This is a genomic window from Exiguobacterium sp. NPDC077395, assembly GCF_050269125.1.
Classification (GTDB): Bacteria; Bacillota; Bacilli; order Exiguobacteriales; family Exiguobacteriaceae; genus Exiguobacterium; species Exiguobacterium aestuarii_A.
Window position 1 is genome coordinate 162,157 of sequence record NZ_JBNNHU010000003.1, and the last position, 26,362, is coordinate 188,518.

A 26,362-nucleotide genomic window follows, 5' to 3' on the forward strand; every position below is an offset into this window, starting at 1 on the left:
TAGGGTGCCTCCTTAATCGTGCGAATCAAACTGCAAAGCTTGTTTGATTGGACTCATTTTCATTTCGGTTTCTTCAAGCTCTTGCTCGAGAACCGAGTCTTTGACAATCCCGCCTCCTGCGTAAAGTGCGACGAACTGATGCTGGACGAGTGCCGAGCGGATGGCGACGACAAACTCGCCATCCCCATCGTTATCGACCCAGCCAAATGGAGAACCGTACCAACCACGGTCGAACCGCTCGATTTCACGAAGTAATCGGACCGATGTCCGCTTCGGTGAGCCACCAAGGGCTGGGGTTGGATGGAGTGCTTCCGCTAACGACAACAAGGAAGCGTTTGTTTCGAGTGTCGCCTGGATTGGAGTGTGCAGGTGAAACACCGACCGATTCGCAAGAATTTGCGGTGTCTCGCTCGTGTGAATCGGCGCGGTATAAGGTGTCAAAGCTTGCTTAATATCTTTTACGACGATTTGATGTTCTTCACGATTTTTCGCATCATGTAACAGTTGTTCCTTCGCAAGGTCGCTTTCGATTTCAGTCTGAGGGCGCTTGATGGTTCCGGCGATGGCAGCTGTATTCAGTCGCATCCCTTCTTTTTGAATCAATCGTTCAGGTGTCGCTCCGAAGAAGCCGATGTCACGTTTAGGTTGATATAAGTAGATATAGCTCGACTCTTGATGTTCCGCCAAATGCTTCAAACTCTTCGCGAATGGAAAGGCATCGTCAGAACGTTGATAAATCTCTTCTCGCGCGATGACGATTTTTTCGACTCGCTCTTCCTCAATTAACTGCTTGGCTTGCTGAAAGCTTGATTTGTAATGTTCCACACCGTCTTTTACTTTCGAATAGGACGGTGTTGATTCCTCGGTCGGGCGAAGTGAACTGAATTGTGCCAATTGATCGGCCAATTGAATTAAATACTGCTCGACCGATTGTTTCGAAGAGACAAGAGTCGCGACTGTCAATGTATGTCGGTCTTTATAACGACGGTATAAAAATTTTGGAACGACGAGTGATGCCTCCCCAAAGGCATCCCACATGCTCTTTTGTGGACGCATGAACGTATCGAACGAAAAGCCAGCAAACGCATGGACGGTTGCGTCGACATCTCGCCGATGGAGACTCCAATCGTACTGGAGTCGCTGAAATCGTTCGGGGCCTGAGGCACTCAAGACGAGCGCATCTCCGCAACCGAGCATTTCAAGCGTACGGTCCGGTGTCATGAAGTAATAATGGGACGTATCCGTGTTTTGAATGATTTGAAACGCATCGAACGCCGAAATTTCCCACGTGTAGGATGCGAGGACAGGACGTTGCCAAGCTCGCGCCCGTTTGTGAGCTTGCTCGATTCGTTGTTTTATATGTGTTTGAGTATCTGGCATGAAAGAAAAGCCTCCTCAATCCGATAGAATTCTCACTCTTTAGTGTATCATGAGTTCGCAATTCACTTGTCTATGAAATGCTCGAGAAATTGTAAGGATCATGAGATGGATGGCTGACGTTGACAGATTTTTTCATCGAGACGTAAACTAACGAAGGGAGGGAACGAAATGAAACAGAAATCAAAAGGGGCATATTGGCGAATGATTCGCCCGCATACCCTGACAGCAAGTTTTATTCCGGTCTTGCTCGGGACGTTCATCGTCCTCGATCAAACCGAACTGAAGTGGGGACTCTTTCTTGCGATGTTAGTCGCGTCAGTCCTCATTCAAATCGCAACGAACTTATTTAACGAGTACTATGACTATAAGCGAGGATTAGATCATGAAGGATCAATCGGGATTGGTGGGTCCATCGTGCGCGACGGGTTTACGCCAAATCAAATCCTGTCAATCGCCCTTGGCATGTATGCTGTCTCGGCGATACTCGGACTTTATATCGCAGCGTCAACGAGTTGGCACCTGCTTTGGGTCGGTGCGTTATCCATGCTCGTTGGATACTTGTACACGGGAGGCCCGTTACCGATTGCGTATACGCCGTTTGGTGAGATTGTTGCCGGTCTCTTCATGGGATATGTCATCATTGGAATCGCTGGCTATATTCAAATCAATACGGTGACGACGGAATTGTTGCTCGTGTCGTTCCCGATGGCCTTGTTGATTGGGGCAATCTTACTGGCGAACAATATTCGAGACTTAGATAACGATAAAGAGAACGGGCGAAAAACAATCGCGTGTCTAGTCGGTCATCGACGTGCTGTATATGTGCTCGCGGCATTCTTTATCGCCGCATTAGTCGGCATCATCGTTGCCGTCGTGTATTATGGAGTCACACCATGGGTTTTGCTATCCCTATTCACCGTGCCAGTCATGATTAAAGCGATTCAACGGTTTTGGCAAAAAGCCGAACCGGTCGAATTGATGCCTGCGATGGCGATGACGGCGAAAGTGAATACGTTGTTCGGGGCATGGATGGTCGTCGGACTCATTGTTTCAAGATTTGTGATGTGAGAAAAGGGGAGGCGTTAATGTGTCAGTCGTAAAAGAAATGCTTGAATTTAACAAACGTTTCGTAGAGGAAAAACAATACGAACCGTTCGTATCTGATAAATTTCCGGATAAGAAAATCGTGATTTTGACGTGTATGGATACACGTTTGACGGAACTGTTACCTCAAGCGCTAGGACTTAAGAACGGAGACGCTAAAATCATCAAAAATGCGGGAGCTGTCTTGTCGCATCCATTTGGTTCAGCCATGCGTTCGATTTTAGTCGCACTTTATGCGCTAGGCGCGGAGGAAGTTGTCGTGGTCGGTCATTACGATTGTGGAATGGCAGCAATCGAGCCGTCTGTCGTGATTGAAGAGATGGAACGACGGGGAATCGATCCTCAGACGTTGAAGACGTTGAAATCGTCAGGGATGGATTTGGAGCAATGGCTACATGGATTTGATTCGGTCGAGGAGAATGTCGTTCATTCAATCAACTTAATCAACAATCATCCATTGTTGCCACCAGGCACGAACGTTCATGGATTCGTGATTGATCCGGCGACGGGACGCCTTGACCCAGTTGAGGCATAAGAAAGGAGCGCGTTCAGCTTGAACGTGCTCCTTTTTGTATTAGCCATACGTATTCGTTGGGATGTCTTCGTAGTCATCCTCTTCTTGTTTTTGTTTCGCTTTCTTTTTGTTCTTCTTGAAGTCACGTTCATATTCTTGTTCACTTGGCGTTTTAAAGAAACGCATCCACGTCGCGTTAATTTCAGACCCGATGAGGATGATCATTCCCGTCAATTGTAACCAAAGCAACGTGACGATGATTCCACCGAGCGATCCATAGGTCGAGTCGTAACTTCCGAAGTTTGAGACGTACAAACTGAATCCGAAAGATACAAGCTGCCAACCGATGACACCGAAGATGGCTCCTGGAATCGTACTTTTCCAGAATACATGTTGTTGCGGTGAAACTTTATAAAAAATCGAAAGCGTCAAAATCAAGACAACCGTCGTTAAAACGTAGCGGAACACATTGATCATCATCTCTTCTGCCCCGGTAATGTTGACGGGTAAATATTCGGTGACGAACGAAATGATTTGCGCCCCGAACACGTTTGAGATAATGAGGAGTAACATCCCGATTCCGAGTAAAATCGTCATTCCAAGCGCTAATCCTTTTTTGACAAAGAAATTCCGTTCATTGTCCTCGCCATACGCGTGTAGGGAAGTCGTGATGAGGCGATCTACCCCTTTTGCGGCAGACCATATGGCCAAAATCGCACCGAGCGATAAGAGACCGCCCCGCGGCTCCCCGATTGCGTCAAAGATACCCGTCAAGAATCCGGAAGCGGCGGATCCTGGTGCCAAATCATTTAATTGATTTTGGAATGAATCTTGTGAGACATCAAAAAATGATAAGAGTGCCAAAATGAAGATAATGCCGGGGAAAATCGATAAAAACCAAAAAAATGCGAGCGTGGCCCCGTAGTCTTGTACGTCATGCTCTTTAAAACGACGGAATAACTCTTTTCCAAACCCGAACCAATTCTTTTTTTCCTTTACTTCTGTCATTGCCATCATGAAACCCTCCTGACTCGGTCATTAAAAAAATGTTTCCCGAATTCGGTCGAGGATACACATGATTAATCCTCAGATAACGTCAAATCGTAAAAACGTGACTCATGCGAGGCGAGTTTTTCAGCGAGCGATGGAGGACGGACCGGAAGATGGGGTAACGCCGATCGCTTGATCCACATCGGGGTGTACGATCCGTTTGTCTGTTCTTCTTGGAATTCTTCACCCGTTCCGGTCCCGAATTCGCCACCCGTCATCTTCGCCCAATAGTAAGGGTTTAACTCGTTGTTAAAGGCAACATAGGCAGCAACCCCTTCTAACTCGACATGAACGCCGAGTTCTTCAAACGCTTCACGAACGGCTGTTTCTTCAGTCGTATGCCCATATTCTACTCCCCCTCCGGGGAATACATAATACAAGACATCTTCTTTTTCGCGGCGAATCAAAGCCACTTCATCTTGATCATTCATGAGAATGATCGCACTTCTTAATTTCGTTCGAACCACTGAGATCGTTCCTTTCATTCCTATAATTTTGCACAAAACGCATCGACGATTCGCCGATGCGTTCAACTCATTTTTGCGTAGGTTGTTCTAATGAATCATACATGTCTTGCGTCAATCCGTTCTCGTGTGACGCGATGACTTTTCCTGCGACACGCATCCCGAGACGAAGCGCATCTTCGATTGGATGCTGTTTCATCAGTTCTGAGATGACAGCGGAGAAGAATGAGTCACCGGCCCCGGTAGAGTCGGCCACTTTTACTTTCGTTGTTGGGACGTGACCTTGTTCATTCGTACGAAGGTCGACATAAACAGCCCCGAGCTCGCTCATCGTAACGATTGTGAGGGGTGCACCTTTCATGGCGAGTACTTCGGCGACGCGTAGTGCGTCGTCCACCGTGACGATTGACATATCGGACAAGATTTCCGCTTCTTCGCGGCTACAGATGAAACCAGTGAAGCCTTGAAGTAAATGACGGTTCCGTTCGATGACAGAAAGGTGGCCACACACACCGTATAGTGGCAAGTCCATCTCACGGCAAAGTTCAATCGTTTCGTTTAAGACGTTAACAGACAAGTCTAAGTCGATTGCGACCGCATCGCTCTCTTTAAAGACTGTGTCGATTCGACGTAAAATCGCTTCTTCCATCCGCGCTTCGTCAGGTTGTTTCGAAATTGATGTTTGAAGGTCGCCATTGTTATCCATGACGGCGAGCCACATTCCCATTCCGTTATCGTCGAGCATATCGACACCATCGACATTGACCTGTAAACCACGTAACTCCTCGAGGACGCCGACCCCGATTTGGTCGTTCGTGACAGTTGAGACGAAGCGAACGTCATTACCGAGTACACCTAAGTTTTGAGCAACGTTCCGACCTGTTCCGCCATTAGAGAAAGTGATGTCGCCGACATTTTTCGCATCTTTATGAAGCGGTGCGAAAGATGTTCCTTTAATATCGACAAACACTTTGCCGATGACTGCAATCGTATTCATATCATGTACCACCTTTAGCCAATCTTTCGATCTGTTTCAGTCTATTTAGACACATTGTTTCAATTATAACGAAATCGACATATCGTTTCAATCATCGATTCGATTTTGTCGAATCGGTTATTCCCATGAAGAGGTGAGAAGACGAAGTCCATTCAAGATGACCAGAATAGTAGAACCCTCGTGTCCGACGACCGCGAATGGCATGATGAGCAGTTCGAAAATGTTTGTGGCAATAAGGACGAGAATGACACCGAGCGCAAAGACGACGTTTTGTAGGACGATTCGGTTCAGCTTGCGTGATTGACGAATAGCGTCGCTCAAACGCATGAGGTCGTTTTTCATCAAGACGACGTCGGCTGTTTCAAGAGCGGCATCGGTTCCTTCACCCATCGCGATTCCGACATCAGCGGTCGCGAGGGCAGGTGCGTCATTGATGCCGTCGCCTATCATTCCAATTGAACCGTACTCTTCACGTAACGCTTTGATTTGTGAAACTTTTTCTTCTGGTAAACATTCGGCAATATAACGTGTCAATCCAGCTTCATTTGCGATGGCACGAGCAGTCGCTTCATTATCTCCCGTAATCATGATTGTCGCGATTCCGAGGTCATTCAGACGCTTGATTGCTACTTTAGCCTCGGCCCGCAACGTGTCTCGGAGAGCATAGGCGCCGATTGTACGAGAATCATCACTAATAAACACGAGTGTGTGACCGGCTTCTTTCAGCCGTTCCACATCTTCTTTGAAGAAGTCACCACTTCGGTCAGCGAACTTCTGTTTACCGACGCGATATGTCGTCCCGTCAATTGTCGCCTCGATTCCAGAACCGGTGATGTCTTTAAAGTGCGTCATCTCCCCGGTATGTTTTCCGGTATAAGAGACAAGTGCCTCTGCGAGCGGATGCATCGAATGTTCTTCAATCAAACTGACGATTCGGTTGACTTCGACTTCCTGTAAATCAGGTGAGATGAGCGCTTCTTGGACGATTGGTTTCCCGATCGTGAGCGTTCCGGTTTTATCAAATGCGATTGCTTTCAACCGTCCCATGTTCTCGATATGAGCACCACCTTTGAACAGGATCCCGTGTTTCGCGGATGAGGCGATGGCTGCTAGGGCAGCAGGCGTGATGGCGGCAACAAGGGCACAAGGAGAAGCGACGACAAGTAAAATCATTCCGCGATAAATGCTCGTTTCGAGAGACCATGACGTGAAGAAGGGGCCGAGCAGGATGATGGCTGCGACGGATAGAAGAACAACTTGTACATATCGCCCTTCGTAGCGGTCAATGAACTGCGCAGAAGGCGACTTTTCTTCCTGCGCTTGCTGGACCATTTGAATGATTTTTTGGAACAACGTCTCGGTCGCAAGCTTAGTCACTTCAATCGTCAAGACACCGTTTAAGTTGACGCTTGAGCCAAACACGTCATCTCCGACTTGTCGGTCAACCGGGACAGACTCTCCTGTAATAGCGGCTTCTTCGACAGATGCGCTTCCTTTCATGATTCGTCCGTCGACAGGGATGCGTTCGCCTGGGCGGACGTAAATGCGATCACCGACTTTCAAGTCGTCAATGTGCACAACTTCAAGTTCATCAGTAGCGGTTAAACGAGTTGCTTGTTCAGGTTGTAATTCCATCAATGATTCGAGTGCGCGTTCATTTTTATTCATCGTATACGTTTCGAGGGCACCCGATAGAGCAAAAATAAAGATTAAAATCGCACCTTCCATCCAATAGCCGATGGATGCGGCACCGATAGCGGCGATAATCATGAGTAGCTCTACGTTCAAGGATTTTGTCTCGATCGTGTCTGTGATTCCTTCTTTCGCTTTTGCGTATCCTCCAATGAAAAAAGCAGATAAGTAAAGCGTGACATGAATCCAAGGAGCTCCTTCTTGTGTTTCGGCGATATAAGCGAGTACAATCAATACACCGCTAATAAGCGCCATGATCAATTCGATATGTTCGTACCAGCTAGCCCGTTTGAAAACGTGGCTTTTTTCGTGTGTAACCGATTGGACGTTCATAGAATCCCTTCTTTCTAATTGAGAATAAATCTCGATTAAATGATAATGATTGATGATGATTATCATCTTCAATTGGCTTAATATAAGGTTTTAGTCTTTAATTGACTCAATCCCTTTATTTATAATAATTATTATCTAGGTTCATTCTAACACGCTCATCAGTGACTCACAAATAAAAAGATTAAGGAGTTTTTGTGTCATGCAAAATATATTTCAACGCCCATGGACAGTGGGGTTTTTGGCGATTTTTAATACGTTGTTATGGGGCAGTGCCTTCCCGTTCATCAAACTGAGTTATGAGAAGTTGGATATTCAGTCGAACGAATATGGTCAACAGTTGTTGTTCGCAGGTGAGCGCTTCTTGCTTGCTGGGATCCTTCTACTCATCATCAGTCAGACGGTATTGAAACGTTCGATTCGATTGACGCCTAAGAAGTTTAAAGCGTATGCGCATCTCGGTTCTTTTTTAACGTTCCTTCAATATTTGTTCTTTTATGTCGGACTCTCAATTTCGACTGGCGTTCAAGGGTCAATCATTGCCGGATCGACATCGTTCTTCCAAATGGCGCTTGCACATATCCGCTATGACGATGATAAATTGAATCGTTTGAAAGGACTTGCTTTGACATTTGGCTTTTCTGGAATCGTGATTGCGAACTGGCCGGCAACTGGTACGGAGGTCGGTTTTGGATTGGGTGAGATCTTACTGATTTTAGCGATGGTCTCGGGTGCGTTTGGAAATTTGATTGCGAAGGATTATTCGAAAGAATATGATGTTGCCCCGATGACAGCTTGGGCGATGGTGATCGGTTCGATTGGATTGCTCATTATCGGCTATTTGTTAGACCCAAGTGGGATCTCGATGCCATACACCGGACAGACGATTGCCTTCCTCTTCTATTTAGCAATGTTGTCAGCGATTGGTTTCACACTCTGGAATACGTTGATGAAACATAATCCAGTCAGTCGGATTTCACTCTATATCTTCCTAGTTCCCTTATTTGGTGTCATGTTGTCAGGTATTTTACTCGGGGAGACCATACCGTGGAACGCGATTGTCGGACTCATTTTCGTTATCGTAGGGATTTATTTGTCTACTTATTTTCAAGGGAAGCGCGTGAAAAAACGAAGCGTGAGTCATTGAAACAAGAGACGGAGTTGACGGAATTAACATCCCGTGACAAAATAAATTAAAAATTCTGAATTTTAAGCTCGGAAATCGGTCTTCGTTTGTAAAGACTTGCGTACGCAATCATTCAAAGGAAGGAGGAAAAACAATGACTAGAAATCGAATCGTCCGTAATATCCTCATCTCGCGTCAACCGAAAGATGAGTACGTCAAGTACGTGATGAAGTGCGTGAGTCAGAGTTTAAAAGAACGTCACGGTCCTGTGGCGACCCGCGCGACGAGACAAGGGGATGACATTCAGACGAGATGGCAGTTCGAAGACCGTGTCGTAGAGGTGACGTTGAAATCGGAAGTCCTCGCCTCGCTGGACACGGAGCCGTTCGCACTAGATGAAGTGTTCATCCAGGCGTTGCAGTTAAACGATGAAGAGATGGATCGAGTTGTAGAGTAAAAGAGGCAGATGGTTCATGGGAACCATCTGCCTCTTTATATTATATATTGATCGGTTTTGACTTAGAGGTGAAGAGTCGCAAGGCGAGAATGCCTAAAATCAACGTATACATGAAGAAATAAACCTCTTTCGGAAGCGATAACCAATAGGCGCCAATCATTGGTCCTGAAATCGAGCCGATACTGAATGAGATGCTATACAGCATGTTACCAGTCGGGAGGAGGGAGCGAGGGAGCACCTCTGTCATGTGTGCTAGACCGAGTGAATACGTCGACCCTAACCCTGCGCCGGCAAGAGCGAACAGCACGAGTAGACCGACATAGTGATCGACAACAAGATTCGCTAAAGCGAAGACGAGTGTACCGAACGCCAGAACGATTTGCAAAATTCGTTTCTTCCCATACAAGTCAGCGAGTCGACCGAGAGGGAGTTGGACGACGATCGACATGACGATGAACGTCGTAATCAGTGTACTCGTCTCTGTCAGGCTCATCCCGTTACGCGACGTAAAGATTGGGAAGTTGGCATTCAAGCTCGCTTCCAGGAATCCGTATGTAAACGCAGGGAGAAGTGTGTATCCCGCACCGACTAGAATCAACCGGATGCGTCCCTTCGAATCCGTCTTCACTTTCTCGATTTCAGGGAACTCATTCTCGACTTTAAAGACGAGCATCAATGAGGCAAGACAGAAAAAGACGATGATCAAAAACGGTAACCAAAACCATAGATCGACAAGTGGTGCAAGTAAAGGTCCGACGGCGAAACCTAGACTGAACGACATCCCATAATACGCCATCGCGCGACCGAGACTACGCTTATCCGTAGAAGATGTCACCCACACTTGTGAACCGTAGTGGAGGGCAGAGTCACCAAAACCGATAAAGAACCGCATCATCGCCCACACGAGTAAAGACGGCCAGATGGGCAAAGCGAAAGTCGCGAATGCGGTTAACACAATTCCGAGGACGATGGTCGGACGGAATCCGTATTTTCGGACGAAGCGCTCAAGGAGCGGCGCAGAAACGATTACCCCGACATAGAGCATCGTTGCATTCAATCCGTTCACCCAAGCAGGTGCTCCGTCACGTTCAATCAACGTGGACAGGAGGGGAATGAGCGCACCTTGAATCAAGCCGGATATAAAAACAATCAATAGTAAAATCATAAAACGAAAGCGGAGCATGGATTCACCTCATGAAGTCAAAGTAAAAAGCCGAGAAGGTTCTCAGCTTTTCGTGTCGTCAATCGGTTGTGGAGAGTGATTCAAGTGAAGCAATTCATCATCCCAACTGCCTTGACTAAACATTTCATCATGCTCTACTTTGTCTGAAACGAATGCGGCTGTCAATAAGATGCTAAGCACACCACCGAAAATAATAATGGCCATTACAGTGATCATGAATACATAAATCGCTGTCATCTATACACACCTCGATTCAGTTAATATACAGAACATTTCCCGAATAGAAATAATTAAAACGAGGTAGCTTTACGGGATTGGAAATCGACCGTCGGATAATAAGCTTGCTTGACAAGTGCGTTCGGCCCGAGACATTTCACAGCGGGGCAATGACAAGAGAGTGTAGCATTCAACTGACTGTTCGTCCATGTATCGTAAGCTTCCTGGAAAGAGGTGTCGTATACGGTGCCGAGTGTACCGAGCTCGTCACCAAAATCCGTCACAATAATCTGACCATCGAAGATATTCGTGTTAAGGCGTGAACGGCCGTCCGGATCGTTTCGGACCGTCACGTTTTTCGATTCATGAAGTCGTTTCAATAAAGCGCGATCTTCCGGCAAATCAGAACATGCATAGAATGGTAACGTTCCAAACAACATCCAGACGTTCTCGTCTCGGACATCGAGCAAGTCGTGAATCGCTTGTCGCGTATCCGCGAGTGACGCCGACTCGAGTGCGCTAGCGAAATCTGCAGGGTACATAGGGTGCACCTCATGACGTTGGCAACCGAGTGAGACGATTTCTTCATGAATTTCTTTTAAATGCGGAATCGTCCGTTTGTTAATCATTGTTTCTGCTGACACGATGATCCCTTCAGCGGTAAGGGCGCGGGCGTTATCTTTCATCGTTTGAAGCATTTTTAACCGGGCCTCTTCACTCGGTTTCCGATCCATCATTGCAAATCCACCTTCAAGGAAATCGGCATCGGTGCCCCAGTTATGCGAAATGTGCAAAACGTCCAAGTAAGGGGTAATAAGATGATAGCGAGATAACGGTAACGTCAAGTTCGAGTTGATTTGCGTACGTGCCCCACGTTCTTTCGCATAACGTAACAACGGAACGACATAGTTGCGAACCGATTTCATCGATAACATCGGTTCACCTCCTGTGATGGAGAAGGCGCGTAAATGTTCGATTTCGTCTAACCGTTGAATCAACAGTTCGAGCGGCACTTCCGGTTCTTCCGTTTGGTCGAGCATATAACCGACCGCACAATGCTCGCAGCGCATGTTGCACAATTTTGTTGTGGTTACTTCGACGTTGGATAAGACGAGTCGACCATGTTCAACTTGGTCGAGATAGGCTTCCCAAGGGTCGAAGGTTGGGGAGATGTTTTGCATGTGGATTCCACCTTTTCATCAAGTTACACGAAATAGTATGCTATAATAGCAACTCTTTGTCACGAACCAAAGGAGCGATTACAAGATGGGTAAATCACGTACAGATACCGCCGGAAAGATGAACGTCCTAAAATCGAGAACGGAATTGCTATGTCTATCGGTCAATACGCTAGATGAGCATACGACACCTGAAGATTTACATCGCCTGTTAGCCGACATTGATTCGTTGCGCGCCAAAGTTGTGCGTTACGCCAAAGACCTAGAACAATCGTCTCGAAAGGATGAATCAGATTGAAATTAATTACAGGAGATTTTAAAGATGTCACAGTCGAACGACTTGGCATCAATGGAGAAGGCATTGCGACAATCAATCGCATGGTTATCTTCATTCCGAACTTATTGCCGGGAGAACGTGCGAAAGTTGAAATCACGCGTGTCGAAAAAAACTACGCGGAGGCACGTGTTGTCAAACGCGATAACGACTCAAAAGACCGAGTCAAAGCACCTTGCCCGATTTACGACGAGTGTGGTGGATGTCAAATCCAACATATGAGTTCACGTCTGCAGATGGAGTATAAGGAAGAAATCGTTCGAAACGCTTTCCGTCAAAAGACAAAACTCAACGTGGACAAATCGGATATCCGTCCGACAATCGGTATGGATGATCCGTGGTATTACCGCAATAAATCACAGTTCCCGCTCGGTACACGCCGTGGGGAAATCGTGTCCGGTCTTTACAAGCCGAATTCGAACCATCTCGTACCAATCGAGCACTGTATGGTTCAACAACGTGACACGACAAACATCAACAATGCGATTGTCCGTATTTTAAACGAACTTGACATCCCCGTCTACGATGCACGCCGTGACACAGGTTATGCTCGGACGGTCGTCGTTCGCTCAGGTTACAAGACGAATGACGTACAAGTCGTTTTGGTCGTCGGACATGAAGATGTTCCGGATTTAGATGAATTAAGTGACCGAATCATGGAATTGCCAAACGTCGTCTCATTCCATATCAACATCAACGCGAATCGTTCAGGTGTGATTTTTGGTTATCGGACAGTCCATATCGCAGGACAAGAGAAGATGGATGAACAACTTGATGATGTGCATTATCATCTATCACCACGTGCATTCTTCCAATTGAACCCGGCGCAAACTGAAAAAATGTATCGCGAAGTCGTTGAAGCGGCAGGGCTCACGGGCGAAGAACGTGTCATCGATGCCTATGCAGGTGTCGGTTCAATCGGTCTTTGGTTGGCACCTTATGCAAAAGAGATTCGCGGGATGGAAGTCGTACCGGAAGCGGTCGAAGATGCGAATGATCATATGCGTGAAAATGGCTATAACCATGTCACGTATGTCGAAGGACGTGCCGAGCACTGGATTCCACGTTGGGTGAAAGATGGCTGGATTCCAGATGTCGTGGTCGTCGATCCGCCACGAACAGGGATGGATCATCAATTAATCAACTCGATTATTTCATCGAAGACGAAACGAATCGTTTACGTATCATGTAACCCGCAAACGCTCGCGCGAGATGCCGATCAGTTGATGAAAGCGGGATACAAGGTCAATTACGTGCAACCGTATGATATGTTCCCGCAGACGTCTCACGTTGAATCGGTCGTCGTGTTCGAGAAAAAGAAAAAGAAAAAATATTGACGAGTCCGTGAAAACACTTGCTGAGTAAGCGTTTTCACGTTATAGTTCAGATGTCAGACTTCTTCTCAAATTTAGAAGTGGAGGAACATCCAATGATTTCACAAGAACGCGTACAAGAACTCGTGCATAAAGCCATTGAAGCGCGCAAACGCGCCTATACACCGTATTCAAAATTTAACGTCGGAGCCGTCGTCATCGATGCATCTGGTAAAGAGATTACGGGATGTAACGTAGAGAACGCCTCGTACGGACTTTCGATGTGTGCCGAACGGACAGCCATCTTTAAAGCTGTCTCGGAAGGTAGTGACTCGATTGAGACGGTCGTTGTTGTCGGCGACACAGAAGGTCCGATTTCACCGTGTGGAGCGTGCCGTCAAGTCATCGCCGAATTCGCAGGAGAGGATTTTACCTTAATCCTTGCGAACTTGAACGGTGACACAAAAGTGATGACAAAAGAAGAAATGTTGCCTTACGGATTTTCACCGAAGGACTTAACGTAACAAGCTGCGGACGATTGTCCGCAGCTTGTTTATTCGTCTTTATATTTCTTTTCACTCGCCGATTCATCTTTGGAGTGACGTTTATTCTTCTCATCCTTCACCCGTTCATTCAATTCCTCGACGGGAATCGGGTCGACGGTTTGCATGCCGTCCTCGTCAAAAATACTCTCTTTGTCCGTATCGACAGCGTCCGGGTTATCAAACGGACGTTTCGACGTAGGTCGTTTCTTTTCCATCCAATCGCCTCCTTCTCACTACAGATTCCACTCCTTGAAAAGTTGTAAACGTTTTCGGTTTGGGTTTTAAGATGATGAAATGGTGGAATGAAGACTTCATAATGAAGGAGGGGACAGGATGGATCGTAAAGTATTGATGGGGATTGTACTCGGTGTTGCAGGCGCAGCACTCGTTGCACCGAAAGTGGCGGCATTGCTTTCGCAACGCGAGGAAGAAGATACGTGGCAGAAGATGGATGAGCGGGAGAGCGTCGATGCGGATCAGGATGAAGCAGAGCAAGGTCTCACGCAACTCGATTCGAGTCATCGTGCCGAATGGCAAGCGAACGGATACCCGCAGACACATGCAGAACGAGAGCGACTCGAGCAAGAGTCGGTCGAACAATATAAAGGGAAAGACATTTAAAAGGCAGCCTCGCAGCTGCCTTTTTACATATCGAACGCTTCTTCTGGTAAGAGAGGTAAGCCGACCGTAACCGTCGTCCCTTGCCCAACTTCTGAGCTGAAGTGAAGCGATCCTTCATGTCGTTCGATAATATGCTTCGCGATGGCGAGCCCGAGACCGGTGCCGCCATCTTTTCTTGTCCGTGATTTATTGACGCGATAGAAACGCTCCGTCAATTTATCCAGATCTTCTTTCGGAATGCCTCGACCTTCATCGCGTATTTCTGTGATCGCATAGTTTGTCTCGGCGAATGTCTTCACATAAATCGTCTTGCCCGCCTCGGTGTAGCGGAGTGCATTATCGAGAAGGTTACCGATGACTTGTTCGAGTCGGTCATGGTCGCCAAGAATGATCAAGTCGAAGTCTAAATCGGATTCGATTGTCACTCCTTTTGCCCGGGCAATCGGTTCGAGTCGATAAAGGACATCTTCAAGCACTTGAGAATACACGACGGGTTCTTTTGTCATCGGATACGAATCGCGCTCTAGCTGTGCGAGGTCGAGTAAGTCCGTGACGAGACGTTGAAGACGGTTCGTCTCGTTTTCGATGATGTCGTAATATTGCGCCCGTGTTTTTTCATCCAACGTGTCATCTTGAAGCATCTCCGTGTACCCACGAATGTAGGAAAGTGGGGTACGGAGTTCGTGACTGACGTTCGCGAGAAACTCTTTTCGCTGTTCTTCGACGAGTCCGAGTGACTCCGCCATCGAGTTGAGGGTATCCGCCAACTCGCCGATCTCATCATCATAAACGATTGGGATGCGGTGTGAGAAATCGCCTTGCGCATATACTTGTGAGGCACGCTTCATCTGGATGAGCGGCTGAATGATCGTATCGATGATCTGTTTACCGAATAGGAGCAAGTTCACAATCATGAGGACGAGTAAGAACGTGATCATGAGCCGGATCGGTTGGAACGGTTCGCTGATTTTACTAAGTTCCATATAGAGGATGAGCGCATTATCGAGTTCCCCGTCACGTATGAGCGGGAAAGCGGTCATTAATATATCGACGTCCTCGGTCGGATGCTTTCGCGTAACAGAAATGGCATACCCGTCTTGGAGACGTTCGAGGTCTTGTTGCCGTAGGAACGTCTTACCGGAGCCTAGTGTATCTTCTCGAACGGAGGAAAGAAACACTTTCGTTTCGGTCAGTTCGTTCGTATACGTCATACTGTCAGCGAACGCGTCAGAGAAACCGTCGGCCTTATAGATTGTGACGAGTTTCTCTCCGCGGTTGATGAGCAGTTCTTCTTGCGTTTGGATATAGAATTTGTCGTACAAATAGAACGTCATGATCAGAAACACGAACGCTGAGAAGAGGCTGGCTGTCCAGATGGTAATCCAAATCCGCTTCCGGATCGTGTATCGCTTCATCCGTTTGCCTCAAATTTATATCCGATGCCCCATACAGTTTGAATGTAACCGCCAGCCTCCCCGAGTTTCAGGCGTAGCGTTTTAATGTGCGTGTCGACCGTGCGAAGGTTACCGTGGTATTCGGTTCCCCAAATTTGATCGAGCAATTGTTCACGAGAGAACACTTTTTCGTCGTTCGTGATGAACAGGTAGAGTAAGTCAAACTCTTTTCGTGTCAGGTTGACCGTTTTCCCTTTCACGCTGACGGCGCGACCTTCGATATCGATGGAGAGAATGCCGACATCAAACGTCGCTTCTTGTTCTTTTGAAAAACTGTGTGTGCGACGGAGTGTCGCTTCGATACGAGCAAGTAACTCGCGCGGGCTAAACGGCTTCGTGATGTAGTCGTCAGCCCCGATTTTTAGACCGTGTATGCGGTCGAGTTCTTCAGAGCGTGCCGTCAACAGAATGATTGGAACGTTCGAGAACTCACGGATACGCATGCAAGCCGTCAATCCATCGAGTTCTGGCATCATCACGTCGAGTAAGACGAGATGGAACGTTTCTTCTTTTAAGCGTTCAATCGCTTCAAGGCCGTTTGAGGCGGTGACCGTCTCATACCCTTCTTTTTCTAAATTTGATACAAGTAAATCTCGCATTTGTTCTTCGTCATCAGTTACGAGGATACGAAACATTGATTCTGACATATGCCATTCTCCTTTACGAAACGGTTAACGAGAGTTGTGATGAATCCCTCATACCTTTATCATACCTATCTCTTCGAATTAGAACAGATTTATTCGGCTCCGACAAGTTACCTCCATCAAATCCACACAAAAACGCCACAAAAAAGCCAATTCTTTGACAGAATTGGCTTATGCTTCGAGTTGTGCCTCGTAAGGGACTTCGTATTCCGGGATGTGAAGGGCGTGCAAGTAAAGTTGGAAGCTCGATTTGGATACTTCGTATAATACATATTCCACATCACCTTGGTTGATTTCAGCGAGCAGTTCAGAACGAAGCTCATTCGCGCAAAACGCGTACGGGAGCTTCTCTGCTGCAGCAATCGATCGTTCATTCGACTTACGAATCTTTAAGAACACACTTTCAATATCAAGCTCGAAGAACAGTTCTGAGAAGAACGCCTCTTTCGCAACTTGATTATAACCTTTGCCGTGATACGGCTTGCCAAGCCACGTGCCGAGGAATCCATAGCCGGATTCGACATCGAACAAGCTGATCGTCCCAATCGGGGTGCCATACTCGTTCGTGATGGTACGTGAGATGATATTTCCTTGCTCCTCTAGCTCGATGATTTGCTTCGTGCTAAATAAAAACTCATCAAAGTGGACCGTCTTTTGACGGACATACGGAAAGACATCTGGGTGTTGCATCAGTTCGAACAACTCCGCGCAGTCGGTGAGCTCACGAAATTTGAGCACCTTTACATTCCTCCTCCTATTTCAGACCGCTGAAGAATAGTCGTAACGAAAGCATACTTCTGGCTTCGCTGTTCGAACCGCCTTGGCTGCTTTATGAAGTTACAAGATAATTTTATATAGTATTTTTAAAAAAGCAAGTAAATTATGCGTAAAACGCTTATGAAAAATAATGAAAATTATTCGACCTCATGATGCGTTTCCGCACGGTCTGTTTTAAAGACAACTTCACCATTTACAATCGTCATAATCGGCTTCGCTAAATAGTCGAGCGGGAAGTGATTCCAGAGCACGAGATCGGCGTCTTTTCCGACTTCTAGTGAGCCGATGCGGTCGTCAACACCGAGTGATTCAGCAGGGTTGATGGTGATCCCTCGTAGCGCGATATCGACGGGTAACCCTTCACGTGCAGCAAGACCAGCACAAAGATTTAAATACTGCACCGGCGTGTACGGATGATCGGTTGTAATGGAAACAATCATGTCGTGCTCATGGAGGATGCGGTACGTTTCCCACGTCTTATTTTGAAGCTCGATTTTCGACTTTCGCGTAAAGGTCGGTCCGACGGTGACATGTTTCACACCGAGCTCTTGTAACTTTTCTGCGACGAGGTGACCTTCCGTACAATGTTCGATGCGGTAGTCGAGGTCGAACTCTTTTGCAAAACGGACGACCGAAAGAATATCGTCTGCACGGTGCGCATGCACGCGAATCGGCATGTCGCGGTCTAGGGCGAGTTGGATCATCTGACTCCCGAACGTGCCGATCGTCTTCGTCGAACCGACCGTACGAAATGCTTCACGGAGCAAGCCCATGATTCCCATCCGCGTCAGGTCGCCCGTTTTCCCCATACTATGAATTCGTTTCGGGTTTTCGCCGAGTGCCATCTTCAGTCCCGCATGACGGCGGACAATCATATCATCAATATAGCGGCCGTGCGTTTTGATGACACTTGTCACACCGCCGATGACGTTCATACTCCCGGGCATGACCTGAACAGCGGTCACGCCAGCCATCAATGCTTCCTGGAACCCTTCATCGAGTGGGTAGACACCGTCGATGGCACGGGCATGTGGTGTCATCGCTTCGACCGTTTCGTTGGCGTCATTCCCGACAGAGCCTGTCCCCTCGTCGTATAGACCAAGATGGGTATGCGCATCGATAAAACCAGGGAATAAAAAGTTCCCTTCTGCTTCGATGACATTCTCACCATCCGTCGGCTCGAGCAATTCTGCCATTTCGACAATTTTTCCATCACGGACACGGAGGTCTCCGTAAAAATGGGGGGCGGTAATCGGATAAATATGGGCGTTTCGAATAAGTAAGTGACTCACAATTCATTCTCCTTAAGCATCTTGTAATAAGTTTTTTAATGCGGGTTCTAATGTGTCATATCGGAAGTCAAAGCCATGTTGGAGCGCTTTGGTCGGTACGACTTTTGCTCCTTCTAAAACGATGACACTTTTTTCACCGAGTGCGAGTTTCATCATTGGGGCGGGTGCCGGGATCCAGTGAGGACGGTGCATCACTTTTGAGATCGTCTTCCCGAATTCATTCATCGTCACCGGTGTAGGGGCGGTTCCGTTTACAGGACCTTCGATTGTATCCGTTTCGATGATATGCACGAACAACCGCACGAGATCATCTAAATGAATCCATGGAACCCACTGCTTTCCTGATCCAATTTTACCACCGACTCCGAACTGATAGGGGAGTTTCATTAATGGGAACGCACCGCCGTCATTCGATAAGACGACACCGGTACGCATTGTCACGAGACGAACGCCTAAATCACGAATCGGTTCAGCCTCTTGTTCCCAGAGGACACAAACATTCCCGAGGAAATTGGTTCGTGTCGGTAATGGGGTTTCTTCTGAATACGTGATAGAACGGTCTTCGCCGTATATGCCGATTGCCGAGCCGCTGATGACGACTTGAGGTTTTTGTTTTAACTGTTGAATGATCCGGACGACTTCTTTCGTCCCCTCGATTCGACTTTGGAGGATCGCTTGCTTTTGTTTATGGGTCCAGCGCCCGTCGTTGATGGATGCCCCTGCCAAATGGATGAACGCGTCTGTTCCTTCGAGCTCTTCTTCTGGACTGCTATTTGGCGTTAGCCATTCGATGAACGACACCCCGCGATGGCGGGGACGTGGATGTCTTGTCAAGACGACGACTTGGTGACCGGCGTCAGCCAGTGCGCGGACGAGCGGTTGACCGATCAACCCGGTTCCACCGGTGATTGCGATTTTCATGAAATTCCCTCCGATATCATGTGTTGTTTCTAAAATGGGTATAAGTCAGTATATCCAGATGAATACCCTTTCTTCTAACTTATCAAAAATCCTTTCCGATTCCTGAACGTGATATGTTAGAAACATGAAATGGAGGGGGAGTCGTTGTGAAAATTGCGAAGTTCACGACCCAACAAAAGAATAAAGACCGATTGAACGTTTTCATTGAACGCGAAGGGAAAGAAGAGTTTGCATTCGCCATCGATGTTGACGTGTTTATCAAGTACGGGCTCACGAAAGGGATGGAGCTCGAGGACGACTTTGTGCAAGATGTGCTCGAGGCGGAAGAGGCACAGAAAGCTTATAAACTAGCCGTCAATTATTTATCGTACCGAATGCGTGCGATTTCAGAGGTGCAGGACTATCTCATGAAGAAGGAGTTAAGCGAAACTGCCATCAAACATGCCATCACGCGACTGAAAGAGCAGCGTTACTTGAATGATGCGGAATTTGCGAAAGCTTATGTCCAAACCAAATTCAATACGAGTCCAAGTGGACCGATTAAAATCGAACGTGAGCTCGAACAGCTCCGCATTCCACCGGACGTGGTTGAATCCGTATTGGCATCAATCACACACGAAGAACTCGTCGAAAAGGCTGGAAAGTTCGTAAAACGGAAACAAATGGAAACAAATCGTCGTTCTGCCACAGAAGTGCAACAAAGAATTCAACAAACCCTGATGCAAAGGGGGTTTACCTTTGATATTATTTCAGAGGCGATTCAAACTTTTTGGGAAGAAGAGGACGAAGATGTCGAGATTGCGGCATGTCTGAAGCAGGCTGAAAAGTTGAATCGGAAGTTCAGCGGGTATGATGCGTTCGAGCGCAAGCAGCGCATGAAGATGCAGCTTCGGCGCAAAGGATTTCCGTATGATGTGATTGAACGTACGTTAGAGAGACTCGTTGAAGAAGAATCGTGATGGGACATCTGTTTACGGTAGGGGAAAACACGAAAAGGTGGGTCTACATTGACGATTTTAGAATGGATTACAGCACTGACGCCAATTGTGGCCGTGCTCATCTTATTGGTAATTATGCGTTTACCTGCATCAGTAGCCATGCCCTTGTCACTCGTGACGACGGCGATTTTAGCGTTCTTCGTTTGGCAATTGGATGCGACTCGAATCATGGCGGCGACATTACAAGGACTCGTCATCGCCGTGACGACTGTATGGATTGTCTATGGTGCGATCGGAATGATGAATACGATGAAAGAAGGCGGCGGAATGAATGCGATTCGCTCTGGATTCGTCAACATCACACCCGATCCGCGTATTCAAGTTCTGATTGTCGGTTGGTTGTTCGTCTCATTCATTGAAGGGGCTTCAGGATTTGGTACACCGGCGACGGTTGCGGCACCGCTTTTAATCGCCCTCGGTTTTCCGCCGATTGCTGCTGTCGTGATCGCACTGTCTGCGGACGTATCAGCCGTCACGTTCGGTGCGGTCGGGACACCGGCACTCATCGGGATTGGGAATGGCCTTTCGCTTGACGTGAACCAACCTGAGTCAATCGCCTTTTTGACGGAAGTCGTCTTGCAAACCGTATTGATTGATATGGTCGTCGGTCTATTCATCCCATTCATTTTGATTTTGATGCTGACACGCTTCTTCAGTAAGGAGAAGTCAATCAAACCAGCCCTCGAAGTATTTCCGATTGCGATCGTGGCTGCGCTGTTATATAGCGTACCAGCCTACATTTGGACACTTGTCCTCGGATTTGAATTTGGTGGAATGCTTGGTGGACTAACAGGTCTCGTCATTCTCGTAACCATGGCACGAAAAGGGATTCTCATGCCGAAACGCGTATGGACGTTCGATGGATACATGGATGAATTGAAACCATCTACCGAAAAAGTAACGGTAACATCGAACAAGCGTGAACTACCACAGTGGAAAGCGTGGGCGCCTTATCTCATCTTGACGATATTCTTAGTCCTCACCCGTACGGTTCCGTTTTTGAATGAACTTTCTCGGAGCGTTCGGATCAACCTGCCGAACATTTTGGGCGTAGAAGGAATCTCGACGTCTTGGGAGCCGTTCTATTCACCGGGCTTCATGTTCATCTTGACGATAATCGCAACATTCTTCTTGCACAACATGAGTTGGTCGCAGGTGACGTCGGTCTTTAAAGCGACGACGTTTGGAATCGTCGGGACAGTCATCACATTAGCAGCTTCTGTTCCAATGGTCCGTATTTTCATTCACTCTGAAAATGGGGGAGCTGGACTCGCATCGATGCCGGTCGAACTTGCGACGGCTGCTGCTGACACGTTCGGCGGGGTATGGCCACTCGTCGCACCGTGGATTGGGGCCCTCGGCGCATTCGTTTCGGGCTCGGCGACCTTCTCAAACATGATGTTTTCAAGTTTGACGACAAACGTAGCCGAGTCTGTCGGAATCAACGAGACGCTCGCCTTGTCGATGCAGATGGCAGGAGCGAACGCAGGGAACATGATTTGTGTGTTGAACGTCGTAGCGGTTGCTTCCGTTGCGGGACTGCTCGGTAAAGAAGGGACCATCATTCGATACACGCTCATGCCGATGATTTATTACGTCACGGCAACAGGGGTCATTGGTCTCATTTTGGGCATGTTTTTCTTAAACTGAATCAAGTTACAATTTTTTTACAAAATAATATTGACAATTTTCAGAACAGTCTGCTAAGGTTTGAGTAGATTTTAAAACTATGAAACGAGAGGAGCCAGAATGATGAATAACATTGCACTCACAAACACACTCAAAACATCATATGGCTACTCGTATTTAACTGCGTGACTTTGGCAGCTGGATAGGGGTAGTGTCCTTTCCCTGACCATGCAAAAGATTGAAGACTACTTCAAGCGCGCTTCATTTGATTGGTTGCACAATCAGGTGGAGTGCGCTTTTTTGTGTGCTTAGGTGGATTGGACGGAAGGGGGAAATCAGTCATGAAGCTGATTAAACAATTAGATTGGTTTATTAAAAGACAGAAACGGACGTATTTGATTGCCATCATCTTACTCATCATCACGGGAGTTGTAGATATGCTGCCACCGTGGATTATTGGACAGGCGATCGATGCGATTCGTGAAGGAAGTTTGACGACAGAACGATTGATTCTCATTGTGTCATCACTTTTAGGCATCATGGTGTTGTCTTATGTGATGTCGTACTTGTGGATCGCCCGACTATTCGGGACAGCCTTTTTACTTGAAAAGAAATTGAGAGGTCGTTTTTTCGGTCACCTCCTCAAACAGACGCCACGTTTTTATCAACAGCATCGTACGGGTGATTTGATGGCACTCGCGACAAATGACTTGAAAGCGGTTGAGCGGACAGCGGGATTTGGGGTTATGACATTGGTCGACTCGTTCAACATGACGCTCATCGCGTTGACAATCATGGGTGTATTCATCGATTGGAAGTTGACACTTGCTGCACTTTTACCGATGCCGATTCTCGCTTGGTCGATGAATAAACTCGGAAGCCAAATTCATACACGCTTCACGGCGGCTCAAGACTCGTTCGGGGTGATGAACGACCAAGTCGTCGAGTCGATCTCAGGTCTCCGGGTCGTCCGTTCATTCGTTCAAGAAGAGGCGGACACGAAAAAATTTGATGACATCACAGACGATGTCTTAGCGAAAAACATGCACGTCGCTAAAATCGATGTATTGTTTGAACCGGTCATCAAACTTCTTGTCGGACTCAGTTATTTGATTGGGCTCTCGTTCGGGACGTATCTCGTCTTTACGAACGACATCACGCTCGGTCAACTCGTCTCGTTCAACATTTATTTAGGGATGCTCATTTGGCCGATGTATGCGTTCGGTGAACTGATCAACGTCGTACAACGGGGAACGGCGAGTCTCGAACGAATCGAATCGACAATGAACGAAGCTCCGGACGTTGCCTCTACGGGGACGGTCCAAATCGACGTTCCGGAGAAAATCACATTTAAATCGCTCTCATTCCGTTATCCGAATGCGAATCGTGACTCGTTAGAGGACATCGTCCTGCACGTTTCGCGTGGTGAGACGATTGGGGTCGTCGGACCGACTGGGGCCGGGAAGACGACGTTACTCCGTCAGTTACTTCGGGAGTATCCAATCGATGATTCACTTCTCGTGAACGGCGTGCCGATCTCGGACATCAAACTCGAAACCGTTCGTGGCTGGAGTGGTTATGTGTCACAAGAACATCTTCTCTTCTCGAAAACGGTTCGCGATAACATTCGTTTCGGAGTGGATGATGTCTCGGATGAGGCGCTAGAGACGGCGATTCGTCTCGCGGCGTTTGATACAGATATCGAACATTTAGAGAACGGTTTAGATACGGTAGTCGGAGAACAGGGTGTCATGCTGTCAGGCGGACAGAAACAACGTCTGTCGATTGCACGAGCGTTGTTGAAGAATCCTGAGATTCTACTCCTTGACGATTCGCTCTCAGCGGTCGATGCGAAGACAGAATCACGCATCATCGATTCCGTTCGTACGAGCCGCGAAGCGAAAACGACATTTATCGTCGCACACCGTCTTTCTGCGGTGGCGCACGCTGATCAGATCCTCGTCCTTCAAGACGGGCGTGTCACAGAACGTGGCACACATGACCAACTGATGGAGCGCCACGGTTGGTACTATGAACAATTTATTCGACAAGGAGAGTCGGAGTAATCCGAGAAAGGGGGAATCTCTCATGATCGATCAATATGAATTAGATCCAGTTCGTCGGAAGAAAACGATCCGTTCACTCGTTGGGTACGCCAAACAAGTGAAACGCTCGATCTTCCTCGGATTGACATTACTCTTTTTAGCGGTCGGTGCAGAACTTGCCGGACCGTATATCGCCAAAATCATTATCGATGAGCATATCGTTGCCATTGAACGTGATTGGGTTCAAGTCGAGTCTGGCGGTAGCGTTTCCTTTGATGGAAACTCGTACGAGAAAGAAACAAGGCTTGACGGGCAAGACGTGGTTCAGCCTGTCTCTATCGTGCAAACGACGGACGGATACTATCTCGTCCCTGATGCTGTGATGAGCGGGGGGATTCGAGATGTCGAAGGAGACGTGCTGACAATTACACGAGGTGATGAGACGGCGACATATGACAATATCGTTTCACTCTCATCGACTGACGTGTTCCAGTTTTATCAGACAGATTTACGAGCAGTGCTCATGCTATCTGGTCTCTATGTCGTCCTATTGCTACTCGCAGCCGGATTGAACTGGGGACAACAGATGCTCTTGCAACGTTCGGCGCACAGTATCGTGAAAACGATGCGTCTCGACGTGATGAAGCATTTGCAAACAATCCCGGTACGTTATTTTGACCAGACGCCGATCGGGAAGATTGTCAGTCGTGTCACAAACGACACGGAAACGATTCGGGACCTGTATTTAGGAGTACTTGCCCGTGTCTTCCAAAGCGTCGTCATGATGATTGGGGTACTGATTGCGATGTTCTTCCTAGACGTACGTCTAGGCTTCGTCTCACTCATCATCATCCCGGTCGTCATTGTCTGGATCAAATTGTTCCAGCGCTTCTCGACGAAAAATAACTTCCGCGTCCGTGCGCTCGTCGCGGATATGAATGCACAGTTGAATGAAAGCATTCAGACGATGCCGATCATTCAATCGTACGTCCGCGAAGACCTCGTCTATGACGAGTTCAACGAGAAGAACAGTGACAACTTCCAAACGAGACGAAAACTGTTGAAGTTGGATGCATTGATGAGTCATAACTTGGTCAACTTCTTCCGAAACATGGCGCTCGCCTTACTCATCTGGTTCGTCGGGGCGCAAACACTCGGTGGGGGAAGCATCCTGACACTCGGGATCTTGTATGCCTATATCGATTACGTCTCACGGATTTTTGAGCCGGTGACACAAATCATGAACCAGTTATCACCGCTTCAACAAGCGCTCGTATCGGCCGACCGGATGTTCCAGTTGCTCGATGAAAAAGGAGAGCCGGTCTCATCGGAACGCATTCCACGATTTAAAGGGGAAGTTGTCTTTGATGACGTGACATTCAGTTATGAAGCTGGGAAACCAGTATTACAACAGATTGAACTACACGCGGCTCCGGGTGAGACGATTGCCCTTGTCGGACATACAGGCAGTGGGAAGAGTTCGATTATGAATTTGCTCATGCGTTTTTATGACCCGTCGAAAGGTGTTCTTCGCATCGATGGGATGGATGTGACGAAGCTCCCGACTCAGGCGGTACGAGACCATCTCGGAATTGTCTTGCAAGACCCGTTTCTCTTCACTGGGACGATTCGTACGAACGTCACGTTAGGAGACGAGACAATCACGGACGAACAGGTGTGGAACGCACTCACGGCCGTCGGGGCGGATCGTTTTGTGAAACAGTTGCCAAAGGGAATCGATGAACCGGTGATTGAACGTGGTGCTTCCCTTTCGAGTGGGGAACGACAGTTGATCAGCTTCGCTCGCGCCCTCGTCTTTGACCCGGCCATCCTCGTTCTCGATGAGGCGACAGCGAGTGTCGACTCGGAGACCGAGGCGCTGATTCAAGAGGCACTCAAAACACTCACGTACGGTCGAACGACGTTTGTCATCGCGCACCGACTCTCTACGATTCGGGAAGCGGACCAAATCCTCGTTCTCGACCATGGTCGAATCATCGAGCGTGGGAATCATCAGTCGCTCATCGAATTCGGTGGTGTCTATGCTCGAATGCACGAATTACAAAGTAAGCAACAAGCGATCAGTTAAGGAGGTCAC

26 protein-coding genes are annotated in these 26,362 nt (G+C 47.6%); 12 read left to right on the plus strand and 14 right to left on the minus strand.

The window, feature by feature from the left end; all coding sequences use genetic code 11:
- Positions 1 to 12 precede the first annotated feature (12 nt).
- Complete coding sequence (locus ACQKD4_RS12975) at positions 13 to 1,380, minus strand: isochorismate synthase (RefSeq protein WP_339963434.1); 1,368 nt, start codon at positions 1,378 to 1,380, stop codon at positions 13 to 15.
- Between the two features lie 168 nt (positions 1,381 to 1,548).
- Here ACQKD4_RS12975 and ACQKD4_RS12980 point away from each other — a divergent pair, with 168 nt between their 5' ends.
- Complete coding sequence (locus ACQKD4_RS12980; protein WP_427373617.1) at positions 1,549 to 2,448, plus strand: 1,4-dihydroxy-2-naphthoate polyprenyltransferase; 900 nt, start codon at positions 1,549 to 1,551, stop codon at positions 2,446 to 2,448.
- A 37-nt stretch (positions 2,449 to 2,485) separates the two neighbouring features.
- Complete coding sequence (locus ACQKD4_RS12985; protein WP_074033130.1) at positions 2,486 to 3,019, plus strand: beta-class carbonic anhydrase; 534 nt, start codon at positions 2,486 to 2,488, stop codon at positions 3,017 to 3,019.
- Between the two features lie 39 nt (positions 3,020 to 3,058).
- Here the strand turns inward: ACQKD4_RS12985 and ACQKD4_RS12990 are convergent, their stop codons facing one another.
- From ACQKD4_RS12990 to ACQKD4_RS13005, 4 genes are all read right to left on the minus strand, one after another.
- The gene (locus ACQKD4_RS12990; protein ID WP_214747190.1) at positions 3,059 to 4,012 is read right to left on the minus strand and encodes a YihY/virulence factor BrkB family protein; all 954 of its coding nucleotides are present in this window, start codon (positions 4,010 to 4,012) and stop codon (positions 3,059 to 3,061) included.
- 65 nt (positions 4,013 to 4,077) lie between these two features.
- The gene (locus ACQKD4_RS12995) at positions 4,078 to 4,515 is read right to left on the minus strand and encodes an NUDIX domain-containing protein (protein WP_214696358.1); all 438 of its coding nucleotides are present in this window, start codon (positions 4,513 to 4,515) and stop codon (positions 4,078 to 4,080) included.
- A gap of 67 nt (positions 4,516 to 4,582) precedes the next feature.
- Positions 4,583 to 5,509: a carbohydrate kinase family protein gene (locus tag ACQKD4_RS13000; RefSeq protein ID WP_074033083.1), complete on the minus strand. Its 927-nt coding sequence runs from the start codon at positions 5,507 to 5,509 to the stop codon at positions 4,583 to 4,585.
- 117 nt (positions 5,510 to 5,626) lie between these two features.
- Entirely contained in the window at positions 5,627 to 7,534 is a 1,908-nt protein-coding gene (locus tag ACQKD4_RS13005; RefSeq protein WP_427373618.1) for a heavy metal translocating P-type ATPase, read from the minus strand.
- Between the two features lie 199 nt (positions 7,535 to 7,733).
- Here ACQKD4_RS13005 and ACQKD4_RS13010 point away from each other — a divergent pair, with 199 nt between their 5' ends.
- Positions 7,734 to 8,678 carry a DMT family transporter gene (locus ACQKD4_RS13010; protein ID WP_427373621.1) on the plus strand — a complete coding sequence of 315 codons (945 nt, stop codon included), beginning with the start codon at positions 7,734 to 7,736 and terminating at the stop codon, positions 8,676 to 8,678.
- A gap of 133 nt (positions 8,679 to 8,811) precedes the next feature.
- Positions 8,812 to 9,114: a hypothetical protein gene (locus ACQKD4_RS13015; RefSeq protein WP_214696351.1), complete on the plus strand. Its 303-nt coding sequence runs from the start codon at positions 8,812 to 8,814 to the stop codon at positions 9,112 to 9,114.
- A gap of 40 nt (positions 9,115 to 9,154) precedes the next feature.
- Here the strand turns inward: ACQKD4_RS13015 and ACQKD4_RS13020 are convergent, their stop codons facing one another.
- Genes ACQKD4_RS13020 through yfkAB form a run of 3 tightly spaced genes read right to left on the minus strand, consistent with a single transcriptional unit; the run spans position 9,155 to position 11,694 of the window.
- Complete coding sequence (locus ACQKD4_RS13020; RefSeq protein ID WP_214785679.1) at positions 9,155 to 10,297, minus strand: MFS transporter; 1,143 nt, start codon at positions 10,295 to 10,297, stop codon at positions 9,155 to 9,157.
- A 42-nt stretch (positions 10,298 to 10,339) separates the two neighbouring features.
- Positions 10,340 to 10,534: a hypothetical protein gene (locus ACQKD4_RS13025; protein WP_214785678.1), complete on the minus strand. Its 195-nt coding sequence runs from the start codon at positions 10,532 to 10,534 to the stop codon at positions 10,340 to 10,342.
- 53 nt (positions 10,535 to 10,587) lie between these two features.
- Positions 10,588 to 11,694, minus strand: coding sequence for a radical SAM/CxCxxxxC motif protein YfkAB (yfkAB, locus tag ACQKD4_RS13030; protein ID WP_427373622.1), 1,107 nt, complete (start codon positions 11,692 to 11,694; stop codon positions 10,588 to 10,590).
- A gap of 85 nt (positions 11,695 to 11,779) precedes the next feature.
- On the opposite strand from yfkAB, the gene ACQKD4_RS13035 reads away from it, so the two are divergent.
- From ACQKD4_RS13035 to ACQKD4_RS13045, 3 genes are read left to right on the plus strand one after another with little or no spacing between them, the layout of a single operon-like run.
- On the plus strand, positions 11,780 to 11,989 hold the full coding sequence (locus tag ACQKD4_RS13035) for a hypothetical protein (RefSeq protein ID WP_015880867.1): 210 nt from the start codon (positions 11,780 to 11,782) through the stop codon (positions 11,987 to 11,989).
- Positions 11,986 to 13,362 (plus strand): 23S rRNA (uracil(1939)-C(5))-methyltransferase RlmD, encoded by a 1,377-nt coding sequence (gene rlmD / locus ACQKD4_RS13040; RefSeq protein ID WP_074033090.1) that lies wholly within the window; start codon positions 11,986 to 11,988, stop codon positions 13,360 to 13,362. Before ACQKD4_RS13035 ends, rlmD begins: the two co-directional genes overlap by 4 nt.
- A 50-nt stretch (positions 13,363 to 13,412) precedes the next feature.
- Positions 13,413 to 13,862, plus strand: coding sequence for a cytidine deaminase (locus ACQKD4_RS13045; RefSeq protein WP_214747524.1), 450 nt, complete (start codon positions 13,413 to 13,415; stop codon positions 13,860 to 13,862).
- A gap of 29 nt (positions 13,863 to 13,891) precedes the next feature.
- Here ACQKD4_RS13045 and ACQKD4_RS13050 read toward each other — a convergent pair whose 3' ends face one another.
- Complete coding sequence (locus ACQKD4_RS13050; RefSeq protein WP_214696337.1) at positions 13,892 to 14,098, minus strand: hypothetical protein; 207 nt, start codon at positions 14,096 to 14,098, stop codon at positions 13,892 to 13,894.
- 118 nt (positions 14,099 to 14,216) lie between these two features.
- Between ACQKD4_RS13050 and ACQKD4_RS13055 the strand changes: the two genes are divergently transcribed.
- A complete protein-coding gene (locus ACQKD4_RS13055) occupies positions 14,217 to 14,504 on the plus strand; it encodes a hypothetical protein (protein WP_074033093.1) in 288 nt (95 codons plus the stop codon).
- Positions 14,505 to 14,527: 23 nt separating this feature from the next.
- On the opposite strand, the gene ACQKD4_RS13060 is transcribed toward ACQKD4_RS13055, so the two are convergent.
- The 5 genes from ACQKD4_RS13060 to ACQKD4_RS13080 all read right to left on the minus strand — a co-directional run bounded on the left by ACQKD4_RS13060 (position 14,528) and on the right by ACQKD4_RS13080 (position 19,592).
- Complete coding sequence (locus ACQKD4_RS13060) at positions 14,528 to 15,919, minus strand: sensor histidine kinase (protein WP_214747166.1); 1,392 nt, start codon at positions 15,917 to 15,919, stop codon at positions 14,528 to 14,530.
- Positions 15,916 to 16,605 carry a response regulator transcription factor gene (locus ACQKD4_RS13065; protein WP_015880873.1) on the minus strand — a complete coding sequence of 230 codons (690 nt, stop codon included), beginning with the start codon at positions 16,603 to 16,605 and terminating at the stop codon, positions 15,916 to 15,918. Before ACQKD4_RS13065 ends, ACQKD4_RS13060 begins: the two co-directional genes overlap by 4 nt.
- Before the next feature lie 168 nt (positions 16,606 to 16,773).
- The gene (locus tag ACQKD4_RS13070) at positions 16,774 to 17,340 is read right to left on the minus strand and encodes a GNAT family N-acetyltransferase (protein WP_074033096.1); all 567 of its coding nucleotides are present in this window, start codon (positions 17,338 to 17,340) and stop codon (positions 16,774 to 16,776) included.
- Positions 17,341 to 17,516: 176 nt separating this feature from the next.
- Positions 17,517 to 18,671: an amidohydrolase gene (locus tag ACQKD4_RS13075; RefSeq protein WP_427373623.1), complete on the minus strand. Its 1,155-nt coding sequence runs from the start codon at positions 18,669 to 18,671 to the stop codon at positions 17,517 to 17,519.
- 12 nt (positions 18,672 to 18,683) lie between these two features.
- A complete protein-coding gene (locus tag ACQKD4_RS13080) occupies positions 18,684 to 19,592 on the minus strand; it encodes a TIGR01777 family oxidoreductase (RefSeq protein WP_427373624.1) in 909 nt (302 codons plus the stop codon).
- A gap of 146 nt (positions 19,593 to 19,738) precedes the next feature.
- Here ACQKD4_RS13080 and recX point away from each other — a divergent pair, with 146 nt between their 5' ends.
- The 4 genes from recX (at position 19,739) to ACQKD4_RS13100 (ending at position 26,353) form a co-directional block, all read left to right on the plus strand.
- A complete protein-coding gene (recX, locus tag ACQKD4_RS13085) occupies positions 19,739 to 20,551 on the plus strand; it encodes a recombination regulator RecX (protein ID WP_427373625.1) in 813 nt (270 codons plus the stop codon).
- Positions 20,552 to 20,599: 48 nt separating this feature from the next.
- A complete protein-coding gene (locus ACQKD4_RS13090) occupies positions 20,600 to 22,240 on the plus strand; it encodes an L-lactate permease (RefSeq protein ID WP_339963440.1) in 1,641 nt (546 codons plus the stop codon).
- Positions 22,241 to 22,560: 320 nt separating this feature from the next.
- Positions 22,561 to 24,285 (plus strand): ABC transporter ATP-binding protein, encoded by a 1,725-nt coding sequence (locus ACQKD4_RS13095; RefSeq protein ID WP_427373626.1) that lies wholly within the window; start codon positions 22,561 to 22,563, stop codon positions 24,283 to 24,285.
- A 22-nt stretch (positions 24,286 to 24,307) separates the two neighbouring features.
- A complete protein-coding gene (locus ACQKD4_RS13100; protein WP_427373627.1) occupies positions 24,308 to 26,353 on the plus strand; it encodes an ABC transporter ATP-binding protein in 2,046 nt (681 codons plus the stop codon).
- Positions 26,354 to 26,362 lie beyond the last annotated feature (9 nt).